Origin of the sequence: Halarcobacter sp. (assembly GCF_963676935.1) — a bacterium.
Classification (GTDB): Bacteria; Campylobacterota; Campylobacteria; order Campylobacterales; family Arcobacteraceae; genus Halarcobacter.
Map to the genome: position 1 here is coordinate 2533376 of NZ_OY781470.1, position 15321 is coordinate 2548696.

17 protein-coding genes are annotated in these 15321 nt (G+C 29.0%); 7 read left to right on the forward strand and 10 right to left on the reverse strand.

Annotated features, from left to right (window positions below):
- Window positions 1-41: 41 nt before the first annotated feature.
- From hemC to murI, 4 genes are all read right to left on the reverse strand, one after another.
- Window positions 42-980, reverse strand: a complete 939-nt coding sequence (hemC, locus tag ACKU4C_RS12385; RefSeq protein WP_321312452.1) for a hydroxymethylbilane synthase — start codon at window positions 978-980, stop codon at window positions 42-44.
- Window positions 981-983: 3 nt separating this feature from the next.
- A complete protein-coding gene (locus ACKU4C_RS12390) occupies window positions 984-1820 on the reverse strand; it encodes a thioredoxin domain-containing protein (protein ID WP_321312453.1) in 837 nt (278 codons plus the stop codon).
- Window positions 1821-1882: 62 nt separating this feature from the next.
- The gene (locus tag ACKU4C_RS12395; protein ID WP_321312455.1) at window positions 1883-3991 is read right to left on the reverse strand and encodes a DNA polymerase III subunit gamma/tau; all 2109 of its coding nucleotides are present in this window, start codon (window positions 3989-3991) and stop codon (window positions 1883-1885) included.
- Complete coding sequence (gene murI / locus ACKU4C_RS12400) at window positions 3984-4781, reverse strand: glutamate racemase (RefSeq protein ID WP_321312457.1); 798 nt, start codon at window positions 4779-4781, stop codon at window positions 3984-3986. Before murI ends, ACKU4C_RS12395 begins: the two co-directional genes overlap by 8 nt.
- Window positions 4782-4868: 87 nt before the next feature.
- On the opposite strand from murI, the gene ACKU4C_RS12405 reads away from it, so the two are divergent.
- Window positions 4869-5531, forward strand: a complete 663-nt coding sequence (locus ACKU4C_RS12405) for a uracil-DNA glycosylase family protein (RefSeq protein WP_321312459.1) — start codon at window positions 4869-4871, stop codon at window positions 5529-5531.
- A gap of 224 nt (window positions 5532-5755) precedes the next feature.
- On the opposite strand, the gene ACKU4C_RS12410 is transcribed toward ACKU4C_RS12405, so the two are convergent.
- The 6 genes from ACKU4C_RS12410 to ACKU4C_RS12435 form a co-directional block, all read right to left on the reverse strand.
- The gene (locus ACKU4C_RS12410; RefSeq protein ID WP_321312461.1) at window positions 5756-6580 is read right to left on the reverse strand and encodes a MetQ/NlpA family ABC transporter substrate-binding protein; all 825 of its coding nucleotides are present in this window, start codon (window positions 6578-6580) and stop codon (window positions 5756-5758) included.
- Window positions 6581-6589: 9 nt separating this feature from the next.
- Window positions 6590-7228, reverse strand: coding sequence for a methionine ABC transporter permease (locus ACKU4C_RS12415; RefSeq protein WP_321312463.1), 639 nt, complete (start codon window positions 7226-7228; stop codon window positions 6590-6592).
- Window positions 7228-8184: a methionine ABC transporter ATP-binding protein gene (locus tag ACKU4C_RS12420; protein ID WP_321312464.1), complete on the reverse strand. Its 957-nt coding sequence runs from the start codon at window positions 8182-8184 to the stop codon at window positions 7228-7230. Before ACKU4C_RS12420 ends, ACKU4C_RS12415 begins: the two co-directional genes overlap by 1 nt.
- 88 nt (window positions 8185-8272) lie before the next feature.
- Window positions 8273-9085 (reverse strand): MetQ/NlpA family ABC transporter substrate-binding protein, encoded by an 813-nt coding sequence (locus ACKU4C_RS12425; protein WP_321312466.1) that lies wholly within the window; start codon window positions 9083-9085, stop codon window positions 8273-8275.
- A gap of 336 nt (window positions 9086-9421) precedes the next feature.
- Complete coding sequence (rho, locus tag ACKU4C_RS12430; RefSeq protein WP_321312467.1) at window positions 9422-10762, reverse strand: transcription termination factor Rho; 1341 nt, start codon at window positions 10760-10762, stop codon at window positions 9422-9424.
- Window positions 10763-10945: 183 nt separating this feature from the next.
- On the reverse strand, window positions 10946-11542 hold the full coding sequence (locus ACKU4C_RS12435) for a peroxiredoxin (RefSeq protein ID WP_321312469.1): 597 nt from the start codon (window positions 11540-11542) through the stop codon (window positions 10946-10948).
- Between the two features lie 272 nt (window positions 11543-11814).
- Between ACKU4C_RS12435 and ACKU4C_RS12440 the strand changes: the two genes are divergently transcribed.
- The 6 genes from ACKU4C_RS12440 to ACKU4C_RS12465 all read left to right on the forward strand — a co-directional run bounded on the left by ACKU4C_RS12440 (window position 11815) and on the right by ACKU4C_RS12465 (window position 15179).
- Window positions 11815-12072, forward strand: coding sequence for a 4Fe-4S dicluster domain-containing protein (locus tag ACKU4C_RS12440; RefSeq protein WP_321312471.1), 258 nt, complete (start codon window positions 11815-11817; stop codon window positions 12070-12072).
- Window positions 12073-12186: 114 nt separating this feature from the next.
- Window positions 12187-12600 carry a nucleoside-diphosphate kinase gene (gene ndk / locus ACKU4C_RS12445; protein ID WP_321312473.1) on the forward strand — a complete coding sequence of 138 codons (414 nt, stop codon included), beginning with the start codon at window positions 12187-12189 and terminating at the stop codon, window positions 12598-12600.
- Window positions 12601-12618: 18 nt separating this feature from the next.
- Window positions 12619-12996 carry a hypothetical protein gene (locus ACKU4C_RS12450; protein WP_321312475.1) on the forward strand — a complete coding sequence of 126 codons (378 nt, stop codon included), beginning with the start codon at window positions 12619-12621 and terminating at the stop codon, window positions 12994-12996.
- A gap of 14 nt (window positions 12997-13010) precedes the next feature.
- The gene (gene rpmF / locus ACKU4C_RS12455) at window positions 13011-13163 is read left to right on the forward strand and encodes a 50S ribosomal protein L32 (protein WP_130234204.1); all 153 of its coding nucleotides are present in this window, start codon (window positions 13011-13013) and stop codon (window positions 13161-13163) included.
- Window positions 13163-14155, forward strand: a complete 993-nt coding sequence (plsX, locus tag ACKU4C_RS12460; protein ID WP_321312478.1) for a phosphate acyltransferase PlsX — start codon at window positions 13163-13165, stop codon at window positions 14153-14155. Before rpmF ends, plsX begins: the two co-directional genes overlap by 1 nt.
- 25 nt (window positions 14156-14180) lie before the next feature.
- Window positions 14181-15179: a beta-ketoacyl-ACP synthase III gene (locus ACKU4C_RS12465; protein ID WP_321312480.1), complete on the forward strand. Its 999-nt coding sequence runs from the start codon at window positions 14181-14183 to the stop codon at window positions 15177-15179.
- Window positions 15180-15321: the final 142 nt, after the last annotated feature.

The window sequence follows — 15321 nt, forward strand, 5'->3', positions numbered from 1 at the left end:
TTGAACTTAGCAAAATACCAAGTTCAATTTGATTGAAAGTTTTATTTAAAAGCAACACTTTCAGCACGAGCTAATAACTCTTTAGCTCCTTGGTCTATAAAAGTTTGAGCTAAAGTTTTTCCTATAGTTTCATATTCATCAATATTTGCCACTAGATCTTCTTGGATATATTCACTACCATCTGGCATTCCAACAATTGCTCTAACATCAATTGTATTTTCATCAATAATTGTAGCTTTTACACCAATTGGAACTTGACAACCACCCTCTAATGTTCTTACAAAATCTCTTTCAATTGTTGATTCAATTAAAGCATCTTTGTCGTGTAATACTGATAACATCTCAACTAGTTCAGGATTATCTAAAGTCTCAATACCCAAAGTTGCTTGACCCATTGAAGGTATCATATCATCTATTGAGATTGGGAAAAAATGTTTAACTTCATCTTCAATCTGAAGTTTTTGAACTCCTGTAGCAGCTAATATGATAGCATCATACTCTCCTGCTTTTAACTTAGCAATTCTAGTATTTATATTACCTCTTAAATCTTTTAATTCAATATCAGGTCTTAAAAGTTTTAATTCCATTCTTCTTCTTAAGCTTGTTGTACCAATAACAGCACCTTGTGGAAGTTCACTTATATTTGCATATTTTTCACTTAAAAAAGCATCTCTTGGATCAAACCTTTTAGTAAGTGCAGCAAGAACAAATCCCTCTTCAAATTCAACAGGCACATCTTTTAAAGAGTGTACTGCAATATCCGCTTCTTTATTTTCTAATGCAATCTCTAACTCTTTTGTGAAAAGTCCTTTTCCTCCAATTTTAGCTAAAGGTACATCAAGAATTTTATCTGCTTTTGTAGAGAATTCTTGTAATTCAACCTCTAAATCTGGATAATGCTTCTGTAATTGGGCTTTAATATATTCACTTTGCCAAAGTGCTAATTTACTTCTTCTTGTAGCTATTACTATTTTCTTCATCTCTTACTTTCCTAATTTTTCATATTTTAATTTTGATTTATCTTGTTCACCATTAATAAAAATAGTAGGTGTCCCTTGAACTAAAACCTCTTCACCCATTTTTATATCTTCAGCAACTTCGTTTGTAATCTCTTTACTATTCAAATCATCTAGTGAAAAATTTGTTTTAAATTCACTATTAAATGCTTTTAAGATTTTTTCAGCATTTGTTTCTCTAGAATTAAAGTATTTATCCCAATCAATGTTATAAACTTTTAATTCAATATCCTCAATATTCTTAGTTTTTCCCAATGCCATTAATTTTGTTAAAGCATTTGAAGCAGGATGAATTCTAAGAAGTGGAAAATGATAATAATATAAAGCTATAGATTTGTCATGTTTTTTAACATAATTGATTACATCAGGTACGTAATCCATACAAAAAGGGCATAAAGGATCTGAGAATACTACAATCTTATCTTTTGCATTAGAATTTCCTGCAATTAAATTTTTATCTTTATAATACTCTTTTGTAAGTTTAGGTGTCATCAAGTCTTTTAAAGCTAAACCTGTTTTAATATCAAATAATTCAGGTGCTATTAATTCTCCATTTGAGAACACTACATCTTTTGCTTTTACATTTTTTCCTGCAAAATCAACATCTAAATCTATAATATATCCAAACCAACCAGCTTGTGGCATCTGTTTTTTTAGATTTACACTAATATCTTTTATCTCTACTCTTTTATTTTTTGAAAATCTATTTTTTTCAAAATCTAATACTTTACTATCAACACTATCATTTGCTAATAAACTTCCAATAAATAAAACACTAAGGGTAAAAACACTAATCAATTTCATAAGTATCCTTCTAATTCGCATATCAAAATAGGGTATTATTATAATGTTTAAAGACTTAAATATTAAGTTTTTGTTTTTACTGTAATTTTTTTTACTCTCAAAAGCTCTTTTGCAGCATTCATTTGAGGTGAATTTAAAATATCATTTAACTGTAACTCTTTTTGTGAAGGGGTAGGATTTGCAGTTTTTTGCATATCAGCTACACAACCTGAGCCAATTTCGATATCTTCAATCATTGAGCCCGATTCGTTGTTATCTTCCAAAGTTTCAGGCTCACTATTTTTTAGTTCACTTTGGAATTCATCCTTTTTTTCAACACTCTCCTGTTTAGCTTCTTCTTTAATAAACTCTATTTCTATATCATTTCCAAAAATATCATAAATAAATATTTTTAAAACTCCATAATGTTTTAAAAGAAATTTTCTCTCTTCCCCTTGGGCATATGAACTTATTTGAAGTTTTTTATCTGCAAAATTTTTATAAACAAAATTCTTTTCAAATAATTCACCTAACTCATCATCCCTTTCATAAACTTTTTCAATAAGATTTTCATATAACATCTGATTTTTATCTAATTTTTTAGGTTCATCAACTATAGGTATCTCTGGGATTGGTTCATAAACAACATCTTCTATTCCATCATCTTCTTCACTTATCTCTTGAGATTCAGGCTCAACTTCTGGTGTTTGTGCTTGAGTCTTTGAATCTAGCACTTCTATTTCGGGTGTTGGTGTTTGAACTTCTTGTATCTCTTGTGGTTTTTCTTCTTCAATTTTTGTATTTAAAGATGCAGATGTAAGCTCAATATCAAAGTCTTCATCAAAAGGTGTAGCAAAATCATTAATAACTTGTTCCTCTTTTATTTCAATCTCTTCTATAGGTTCAACTGTTGGAATAGCATTAACTGTATCAATTGAAACTGTTGTTTCATTTTCTGTTAAAATAACTTCTTCTTGCTCTTGATTATCCATATTTTTTTTATTTTCAAAAAACTGTTTATCAAGTGTAACATTTTCATCATCATATACGTGATTTATATCATTATGCGAATGTTCAATAACTTTTTCTGTAGAGATAGCTTCTTTAACCATTGGTTTAACCTCTACTTGTTCAACTTGACTTATAATCTCATCTATAGTTTTTAAATTTGTTGCTTCTATCATTTTTGATAAAGTTAATATAAGTACAAATCCACCATCTGAATTTATTGCTAAAAGATGTTTAGCATCACTTAATATTCTAAAAAACCTATCAAATAAAAGTAAATCAAATTTTGCATCTTTTTCTAACATTTTTTGTTTTAAATAGATTGTCATCTCATCACACACTTGTGAAATCTCGTAGTTTTCTAACTCTTTTACTATCTCTGTAATTTCACCTTTTTTAAGAATAATATCAAAAAGCTTATCCATGACTTTTGGTTCAATTAAACCTAACATATCTACAACAGCTGTAGTTGTAACTTTTCCTTTTGAGAAGATTATAGCTTGGTCAAGTAAAGTTAAAGTATCCCGTAAACTTCCTTGCCCACTTCTTGTTAAAATCTCTAAAGCAGAAGTTTCAAAATCTATATTCTCTTCATTTAATATATGAGAAAGATGATGTAATACATCATTTGGTGCAATTTTATTAAATCTAAAATGTTGTGTTCTACTAAGAATAGTTGCAGGAAGTTTTAAAGGGTCAGTTGTTGCAAGGATAAACTTAACAAACCCTGGAGGTTCTTCTAAAGTTTTAAGAAGTGCATTAAATGCTTGAGTTGTAAGCATATGAACCTCATCGATTATAAACACTTTAAATCTAGCAGAACTTGGTTTGTATTTTGTGTGTTCAATCAAATCTTTAATATCATCAATACCTCTGTTTGAAGCAGCATCCATTTCTATAATATCTAAGTGTCTGTTTGTATTTGCACTTTTACAGTTTTCACAAACTTCACAAGGTTTTGAGGTAGGACCATTAGAACATAATAAAGCTTTTGCCATAATTCTTGCTGTACTTGTTTTCCCTGAACCTCTAAGTCCTGAAAAAAGGTATGCATGGGATAACCTATTTGAATCCAACGCCAAAGACAATGTTTGAGAGATTGTAGTTTGTCCAACTAAATCTTCAAATCTTCTTGGTCTATATTTAAGAGCTAAAACTTTTTTTTCAATCTGATTTTCACTCATTTTCATCCTTTATAACTATCTTGCCACTATCATACCAATTATTTAAAATCATATTTATCATCTCTTTTTTAATCTCACCTGTATAAAATACTTCAATTTTCAATTCACTTTTATCTATATGACCTTTTTTTGAACATAAATCATCAAGTCTTCTAGCAATTGCTTGTCCTGTTTCAATTAACTCAATCTTTGCACCCATTATATCTTTTATAATATCAGATATCAAAGGATAATGAGTACAGCCTAAAACAATAGTATCAACCTCTTTTTCTTTCATAGGAGTTAACCAAGAGCTCAACATCTTGTGTGTATCTGGGTGGGCTACATTTCCATTTTCTATTTGCTCTACTAAACCAGCACAAGCAACTTCATGAATATTTACTTCATGTTCATTTGATAAACTAGAAAGTAATTGTTTATATTTTTGACCATCTAACGTTGCAGGTGTTGCTAATACTGCTATATTATTACTTTGCGTTTTTAAAATAGCAGGTTTTAATCCAGGTTCTGTACCTATTACAATTAGATTAGAAAACATCTCTCTTAATTCAGTTATAGCAGCTGAAGTAGCTGTATTACAAGCTACTATAAGTACATCTATATTATGAGTTTGTAAAAGATGTTTTGTAATTTTGATACTTCTATCTAAAATTTCATCTTTTGTTTTTTCACCATAAGGTGCAAATAAAGTATCAGCAACATAATAAATCTCTGCACCTTTAAAAGATTTAGTAATTGCTTGCACTATAGTTAATCCACCAAGACCAGAATCAAAAACTCCAACTTTCAATAAAAACCTTTATTTTAATTGGAAAGATTATATCTAAAAAGTTATAACTAATATGTTAAAATTGAATTATTAAAAAAAAGGATTTTTTTGTTTTTTCATTACCATCCCTTCAAACCTTTTTTACATGAAGATACAAAAGCAATTATAGTTGGTACACTACCTCCTCCTAGATTTTGTACAAAAGATTATAAAAAAGAAGATGTACTATTTTGTTATGGTTCAAAAGATAATCTACTATGGAAAGCTTTTGAAGAGATATTTGAAGAAAACTTTTTATATGATAACTCAGATAATGCAGTACAAATGAGAAAAGATTTTTTGCTTAAGAAAAGAATAGGAATTTGTGATATTGTTGAATCTTGCAAACGAGAAAAAATAGATGCAAGTGATTTAGGGATGCAAAATATAAACTTAAGAGATATACTTGGATTTATTAAAAAATACAAGAACATAAATACTATAATTTTCACAGGTAGTTTATCTAAAAACTCACCAGAATATTTCTTTAGAAAAGTATTAAAAGAAAAAAATATCTTATTAAAACAGATTGATGAGCAAACTCCAAAAAAACACCAGTTTATCTATGACAATAGAATTTTTCAAACCTTTAGTCTAACCTCACCTTCAAATGCAGCTAATAGATATATTGGCTCTACAAAAATATTTAAAGAAAAAAAGAAAATAAATCCCAATTATACTACCTTTGATTTTAGGCTTGAACAGTATAAAAAAGTGTTCAAAAGCATATAGCTGAATATTTACTTAAGAATATTTTTAATATTTTTTTATTAGAATTCTGAATGAGTATTCATTTATAGATATGTAGGAGTTAGTTATGTATATTACTGAAATTATGATGTTTGTAGTTGCTGGGTTGACACTTTTTACTTTGGCTTCTTGGTTTATTACTTTTTTTGTAAAAGAGGATTAGTTAGAAATACTCTACTCAATCCTAAATTGAGTAGAGTAAAAAATTAGAAAGCTTCTACTATAGAACCTTTGTATTTTTCTTTAATAAATTGTTTTACTTCTTCAGAATTTAAAGCTGCATCTAAAGCTTTGATATAATCTTTATTTTCATTACCTTTTTTTACTGCAACAATATTTACATAAGGTGAATCTTTTGATTCAATTACAATTGCATCTTTTGTAGGATTTAAATCAGCTGCTAAAGCATAGTTAGTATTAATTATTGCTGCATCAACTTCATCTAAAACTCTTGGTAATTGTGGAGCATCAAGCTCTCTTAATTGAATATTTTTTGGATTTTCAGTTACATCAAGTGCAGTTTTAAGTGCTACATCTTTGAACTTTAAAAGACCTTGTTTTACTAAAATATCTAATGCTCTACTCTCATTTGTGGGATCATTTGGAACTGCAATTGTTGCACCATCTTCTAACTCATCTAATGAAGTAATTTTTTTAGAATATAATCCCATTGGCTCTAAATGAACACCAACAGTTTTAACTAAATCAGTATTTTTATTTGCATTAAATTCAGTTAAATATGGAGTGTGTTGAAAGAAGTTTGCATCTAATTCACCCTCATCAACTGCAATATTTGGAGTTACATAATCTGTAAATTCAACAATCTCTAAATCATAACCTTTTTCTTTTAAAAGTGGTTTTATAACTTCTAAAATCTCTGCGTGTGGAACTGGTGTTGCTCCAACTTTAATAACTGTTTTTTTAGGCTCAACTTTTGCAGTTGTATCCTCTTTTTTCTCGTCACTAGTACAAGCAGTTAAACCTAATGCAAGTCCAGCTGCAACTGTAAATTTTAAAATATTTTTAAACATAAATCTCCTTTATTTTTTTGTAATCTTGTAAATATAATCCCCTGCACTTTGACAAACTTGTACAAGTGCAATAAGAATAACAACTGTATATAACATAGTATCAGTTTGAAATCTGTAGTACCCATATTTAATAGCTACATCACCTAAACCTCCACCACCAACAGCACCTGCCATAGCAGAAAAACCTATTACAGTAATAAGTGTTAGAGTAATTGCTGAAACAATACTTGGCAATGCTTCAACTAACATCACTTTAAAGATAATTTGCCAATCACTTGCTCCAAACGATTTTGCTGCTTCAATCACCCCTGAATCAACCTCTTTTAAAGCACTTTCTATAAGTCTTGCAATAAAAGGAGCAGCTCCAATTGTAAGTGGAATAATTGCTGCTGTTGTACCAATACTTTTCCCAATTAAAAACTTTGTAAGAGGAAAAAGTACAATCATAAGAATAATAAAAGGGAAAGACCTTAAAGTATTTATAATTACATCTAATACAGAGTAGATTTTTAAGTTTTCTCTTAAACCACCTTTTGAAGTTAATATCAAAATAATTGCTAAAAAAAATCCAATTACAACTGCAAAAAATGTAGATACAAAAGACATATAAACTGTTTCCCCCAAAGCAGGTAATAAAATATTAATCATTATAATATTTCCCAAACAATATCGTGTTGTTTTATATATTCAAGAACTCTGTGTTTTTCATCATCTTTTATATTAATTACCATATTTCCTACAATATGAGTATTAACCTCTTCAAGTTTTCCCCATACTATATTAAAATCCATATCAAGTTTTCTTGCCATAGTAGTTATAAAAGATTGATAAGCGTTGTCTTTTGGAAAATATAGTTTAATATTTACACCATCATTTGGCACAACTTCAACTTCACCTAAAAACTCTTTCATTTTTTCATCTGGTTTTAAAAACAACTCTTCAGTGTCATCAAAACCTATAATGTTACCATGCTCTAACAAAAGTGCTTTTTGTGCAATTTGTTTTACAACTTCCATCTCATGAGTAACCAAAATAATTGTAATATTCAATTTTTCATTAATCTCTTTTAAAAGATTTAAAATTGAAGTTGTTGTATTTGGGTCAAGGGCTGATGTTGCTTCATCTGAAAGCAAAACCTCAGGCTCTAAAGTCAAAGCTCTTGCAATAGCAACACGCTGTTTTTGTCCACCACTTAATTGACTAGGATAAGAATCTGCTTTATTTTCTAATCCAACAAGTGTTAAAAGTTCAATTACTTTTTTATTAATATTCTCTTTAGTGTAACCCCAAAGTTGCATTGGTAAAGCAACATTCTCATATACAGTTTTTCTTTGAACCAATGAAAAATGTTGAAAAATCATTCCGATTTTTTTTCTAAAACTTCGCAATTGCTCTTTATTTAAATCTTTAATCTCTTTATTATCAACCAATAAAGAACCCGTACTATAGTCCTCAAGACCATTTATACATCTAAGAAGTGTCGATTTACCTGCACCACTATGTCCAACTATTGCAAAAATTTCACCTGCTTTAATACTAATAGAGATGTCATTTAATACTTTTACATCTCCATAATACTTATTCAGATTTTTAATACTAATCATAAAATATCCTTATTAGACGCGAATAGTATTAAAAGTTTTATAAAAAAAATGTTAAGTAGTTATACAATTGTATAAAATATATGTATAATTAAAAAGCCTCTACTATTGAGCCTTTATATTTATTTCGAATAAACTCTTTAACCTCTTTAGAATTTAATAAATTATTTAATACTTTTATATAATCCTTTTTTTCATTACCCCTTTTTACTGCAATTATATTTGCATACTTAGAATCTTTTGATTCAATTGCAATTGCATCCTTTAAAGGATTCAAATTTGCAGATAAGGCATAATTTGTATTTATAACAGCTGCATCAATCTCACTTAATATTCTTGGTAGTTGTGCGGCATCAAGCTCTTTTATAAATAAATTTTTAGGATTTTTTTCTATATCTAAAACAGTTTTAAAAGAAACAGTTTTAAAAGTTAATAATCCTATACTTTCAAGTAAATCTAAAGCTCTACTTTTATTTGTAGTATCATTAGGTATTGCAATTATAGATTCATTTTCTAAATTTTTGATATTATGAATTTTTCTTGAATAAAGTCCCATTGGTTCTAAATGAACACTTACTGTTTTTACTAAATGTGTTTTTCTATTTTTATTAAACTCATATAGATATGGAGCATGCTGAAAGAAGTTTGCATCTAATTCACCTTCATCTACAGCAATATTAGCAGTAACATAATCTGTTACATTTTTAATCTCTAAATCATAACCTTTTTCTTTTAACAAGGGTCGAATAAACTCTAAAATCTCCCCATGTGGTATGGGTGTTGCACCAACCTTAATAACATTTTTTTCTAATTCAAATTTCTTATTTTTTTGATTATCAGTACAAGATATAAAAAACAATGACAATATAGTTATAAAAAAAATACTTGAAATTGTTTTTAGCACAGGCTTCCTTTTAAATATCATATAAATAATGACATAAGTCACAATATTTAAACCTATAATATAAAAAACTTAATAAAACAAGCTTAATCATTAGTATTAAAAATATACAATTTATCTTAAATGGGCAATTAATTAACTAATTTACTTAAAAATAGATTTAGAAATAGTTTCTTATACTTTATATGCTAAACAAATTATTATAAGGATATGTCATGTTTATTACAGAAATAGCTATTTTTGTTGTATGTGGTCTTATTGCTTTTACGATTGTAAGTGGAATAGTAAGTGCTTTTGTAAGAGATTAATTTTAATAATGAGTAAAAAAGAATAACTTTTTTACTCATTCATTCCTGCAAAAAACTCTTCGTTGTTTTTTGTCTTTTGCATTTTTGAATATAAAAATTTAAGTGCTTCAACTTCATCCATTGAACCAATTGCATTTCTAAGTATCCAAGTTTTTTGTAATATTTCAGGAGTAAGTAATAATTCCTCTTTTCTAGTACCAGATTTAATAATATCAAGTGCAGGATAAACTCTTCTATTTGCTGCATTTCTAGATAATACAACTTCTGAGTTACCTGTACCTTTAAACTCTTCAAAAATAACTTCATCCATTTTTGAACCAGTTTCTATAAGTGCAGTTGAGATAATAGTTAAAGAACCACCCTCTTCTATATTTCTTGCAGCACCAAAAAATCTTTTTGGCTTGTGTAATGCATTTGCATCAACCCCACCTGAAAGTACTTTTCCAGAACTTGGTGTTACTGTATTATATGCTCTAGCTAATCTTGTTATTGAATCAAGTAAAATTACTACATCTTTTTTCATCTCAACAAGTCTTTTTGCTTTTTCAATAACAATCTCTGCAACTCTAACATGGTTATGTGCAGGAAGGTCAAATGTAGATGAATAAACTTCACCCTTAACACTTCTTTGCATATCTGTAACCTCTTCAGGTCTTTCATCAATTAATAAAACCATTAAATGTGTTTCAGGATGATTTCTAGTAATACCATGAGCTAACTCTTTTAAAAGTTCAGTTTTACCTGTTTTTGGAGGTGCCACTATTAAACCCCTTTGTCCTTTACCCATTGGAGCAAATAGATCTAACATTCTACCTGTCATTCTAGTTTGATCATATTCAAATGAGAATCTTTCAGTTGAATAAAGAGGTGTTAAGTTGTCAAATAGAGGTCTGTTTTTTGATTCATTTATAGGTAGATAATTAATAGCTTCAATTTTAAGTAAAGCATTATATTTTTCACTATCTTTATTTGGTGGTCTTACTTGTCCAGTAACAATATCCCCAGTTCTTAAAGCGAACTTTCTAATTTGTGTTGCAGATACATAAGAATCATTTGAAGTATCAGAAAAGTTTCCATCTATTGCTCTTAAGAAACCAAATCCACCATCTTTTATCTCTAATATTCCAGTGAAAAGAATAAATCCGCCTTGGTCAATTTGTGACTTTAAGATATTAAACATTAAGTCTTGTCTTTTTAGCTCTTGTGGATTTTCAACTTCCAAATCTTTCGCTATTTTTAAAAGTTCTTCAAGTGGTAATTGTCTTAATTGTTCAATTTTATAACCTTCTACAGGTACATGAGTTCTAGTTTTTTTCCCATTGCCGTTAGAGGCTCTTGTAGTTTTTTTAGTTTGAGTTTTTGACTCTTCCATAAGATTGTTTTGCCTTTATAGATTTTATATACTAATTGTGGTTTAAATTTTGTAGTTTCGTTTAGTATTTTTTAAGTGGTGTAATTTTAGTCTTTATTTTTAAATTTGTCAATAAAATGAATAGAGAATAAAAAAGGTGCCTAAAAAATAGACACCTTTATATTGTTTAATAATAAGTAATTATTATAAATCACCCTCATGTTTGCTTAAGTATTCAGCTACACCTTCAGTTGTATCTTTCATACCTTCATCACCTTTGTTCCATCCTGCAGGACAAACTTCACCATGCTCATTAGTAAATAACATAGTATCTACCATTCTAATCATTTCATCAATATTTCTTCCAAGTGGTAAATCATTGATTACTGCATGTCTTATTGTACCATCTTTATCAATTAGGAAAGAACCTCTTAAAGCTACAGAATCACCAAATAATACATCATAGTCTCTAGAAATTTGTTTAGAAAGGTCTGCAACTAATGGGAATTTAACTCTTCCAATTCCACCATTTTCAACTGCAGTTTCTCTCCACGCAAAGTGAGAGAATTGAGAATCTACTGAACAACCAATTACAGAAATTCCTCTTGATTCAAACTCTTCAATTCTTTTTGAGAATGCAATGATTTCTGATGGACAAACGAAAGTAAAGTCTAGTGGATAGAAAAATAATACCGCACCTTTTTCACCAATATTATCATATAAATTAAAATCTTCAACGATTTGACCATCTGCAAGTACAGCTGTTGCTGTAAAATCTGGAGCTTTTTTTGTTACTAACATGTAATTTCCTTTTATTAAAATTAATTTTGTAAATGCAATTATAGTATAAAATTTTTAAATAAAAAAGACCATTTAATATTAAGTTTTAAAATTTAAGATATGTTTTATTTTTGGAAAAAAATTATCCAATAATAGAGTAGTGTAAACTTTAATAATACTAAAAATGTTAATTTTTGATAAAGATAAATATTAACTTAACTTATAATCATAGAATTTAAAGTTTAATTAATTTTTAATGTGCTAAAGTTTATTAAATTTTACAAGGAGTCAAAATGGCAGTAAAGATTACTGATATTTGTATCAACTGTGACGCATGTTTAGATGAATGTCCAACTGAGTCAATCGTTGATAATGATGAAAACCCAACAGGTGAAGATATTTATTATGTAAATGCAGAAACATGTACAGAGTGTGTTGGAGACAATGATGCACCAGCATGTGCAGATGCATGTCCTACTGAGGGTTGTATTGTATGGGATAATCCAACAACTGAAGGTGCAGTTGACGGGCAACCTGTAGTAGAAGACTAATAATAAATAAATTAAATATTTACAAAAGGCAAGTAGTATTTTTCAAACTACTTGCCTTTTTTTATTTTTTTAGGTATAATCCGCGGCTTAAAAATTAAATGAGGAAATGATCATATGGAACAAACATTATCAATCATCAAACCTGATGCAGTTGCAAAGAATGTTGTAGGTAAAATCTTAGACAGATTTGAGTCAAATGGATTAAGAATAGCAGCTACTAAAAAAATTCAATTATCTAAAGCTGATGCAGAAGCTTTTTATGCAGTACATGCAGAAAGACCTTTCTTCGGTGAATTAGTTGATTTCATGATTTCTGGACCAGTTGTAGTTTCAGTACTTGAAGGTGAAAATGCAATGGCTAAAAATAGAGAATTAATGGGTGCAACTAACCCTAAAGAAGCAGCTGCTGGTACAATCAGAGCTGATTTTGCTGAATCTATTGACGCTAATGCAGTTCATGGTTCTGACTCTTTAGAGAATGCAGCAATCGAAATTAAGTTTTTCTTTTCAGATAGAGAAATCTGCTAAGAACTTCTAAATTACCCAATGAAAATCGAGTTTAGAAAAGTCCCTCAGACTCCAAAAGAGTTTAGCGCTGAATTCAATTCAGTAAAAATTGAAGGTACTTTTTGTAAAATGTCGCCATCTTTAGTTAAAATTGATGGTAAACTAACAGGAATAACTTCTATTACTTGTGCAAGATGTGGACAAGATGAAACTGTAACTTTAGATGAAGATATAAATTTTATTTTAAGTGATGGTATATATAAGTCAAGTTCTGAAGAAGATGACTTAATAATAGAGATAGAAGATAGCCTGATAAATTTTGATGAAATTATCGAAAGTGAAATTTCATCTATCCAAAGCGATTATTACATTTGTTCTGAATGTGAGAATTCAGACTTTGTTGAAAAAGAATACTAAATAAGGAGAGAAAAATGGCAGTACCTAAGAGAAGAGTATCTCATACTAGAGCAGCTAAAAGAAGAACTCACTATAAAATTACTTTAAAAAGACCGGTAAAAGATAGTGATGGTAGTTGGAAAATGCCTCATATGGTTAACCCAAATACTGGTGAATATAAAAGCTAATGCTAAAAATAGCTATTGACGCAATGGGTGGGGACTTTGGTCCCGAACCTATTATAGAGGGTTTAGTTTTAGCCCTTAGAAATAATAATACTTTTACTGCAATTGCAGTAGGAGATGAAAAGCAAATAAAACCTTTAATTCCAAACTATCTTGCAAATAGAATTGAAATACTTCATACAGAAGATGTAATTAGTATGTCAGACACTGCAACAGATGCACTTAAAAGAAAAGAATCAACAATTTATAAAGCAATTGAGCTAGTAAAAAATGAAGAAGCAGATGCAGTAGTATCAGCTGGTCATTCTGGAGCTTCTATGTCTTTAGCAACATTAAGAATAGGAAGAATCAAAGGTGTTAGTAGACCTGCAATTGCAACTCTTATGCCAACTAGTGAAAATCAAAATACACTTGTATTAGATGTTGGTGCTAATGTAGATTGTGAAGCAAAAAATCTTTATGAATTTGCAGTAATGGGACAAGTTTATGCAGAAGATGTATTACAACTTGATGATCCACTTATTGGTCTATTAAGTAATGGTGAAGAAGAGAGTAAAGGAAATGAAGTTACAAAAGAAGCATTTAAACTAATATCAAAAGTACCAAACTTCGCAGGAAATGTTGAAGGAAGTGACGTATTCAAAGGAACAGTTGATGTTGTTGTTTGTGATGGATTTATTGGTAATATTTTACTAAAAACTGCTGAAGGTGTAGCAGATACAATTGGTAAAATTATTAAGAAAAATTTAAAAAGATCTCTTATCTCAATTACTGGTGCAGTATTAATGAGAAAAGTATTTAAAAACTTAAAAGTTAGAGTTGACTATGCTGAATATGGCGGAGCACCACTTTTAGGTGTAAAAGCTCCTGTAATTATAGCACATGGAAAATCTAATCCAAAAGCTATTCAAAACGCTATTTTTCAAGCAATAAATAGTGCAAGCTCAAATTTAAATAATGATATTGAAGAGAGATTAGAAAAATATAGTTCATAAAACTTTTGTTTTTTAAGGAATTTTAATGGCATATGCAGCATTTAGATCAATTGGAGCTTACATTCCTCCTAAAATTATGACAAACTTTGATTTTGAAAAAATTATTGATACCTCAGATGAATGGATTACTAAAAGAACTGGTATAAAAGAAAGAAGACTAGCTGAAGATAATGAAGCTTCATCAGATTTAGGAGCAAGAGCAGCAAAACAAGCGATAGAAAGAGCGGGTATTGCTAAAGAAGATATAGATTTAGTAATCTGTGCTACAGTTACTCCTGATTACCTATGTATGCCTTCAACAGCATGTTTAATAGCTTCAAAACTTGAACTACCACCGGTACAAGCATTTGATGTAAGTGCTGCGTGTACAGGTTTTGTTTACGCAACATCAATAGCAAAAGCTTTTATTGAATCTGGAATGAAAAAAAATGTTCTAATTATTGGAGCTGAAAAATATAGTTCTATTTTAGATTATACAGATAGAGCAACTTGTTTTATATTTGGTGATGGTGCAGGTGCAGCAATAATATCAGCTACTGAAAATAAAGAGGAAGCTATTATTGATGTTAATTGTTCTAGTGATGGTAATTATGATGACCTTATAAAAACTCCTGGTGGGGGAAGTAAAAATCCTTGTTCTCAAGAAGTTTTAGATAATAAAATGGCTTGTATAAGAATGAAAGGTAATGAAACATTCAAACTTGCAGTTAAGACACTATCTTCTGATGTAAAAGAATTACTTGAAAAAAATAGTTTAACAAATGAAGATATTAAACATTTTATACCACATCAAGCAAATTATAGAATAATAAAAGCTGTTGGAGATTCATTAAATCTAACAGAAGAACAAATTGTATTAACTGTACATAAATATGGTAATACATCTGCAGCTTCTATCCCTATGGCAATGAATGATGCCTTTGAAGAGGGGAAAATAAAAGCAGGAGACAATATCCTTTTTGACGCTTTTGGAGCTGGACTTACATGGGGAAGTGCAATTTTCCCATTTTCACCTAAAAAATAAATTATAGAAAAGCTTTTGCTTTTTTATAATATTGCTTAACTTTCATAATTTTTATACTATTTTATAAATATAGATCCTTATGGGAATTATATTTGCATATATAAACTTTATATTTATAATTTTTATTAAAAAAGTATTTAAG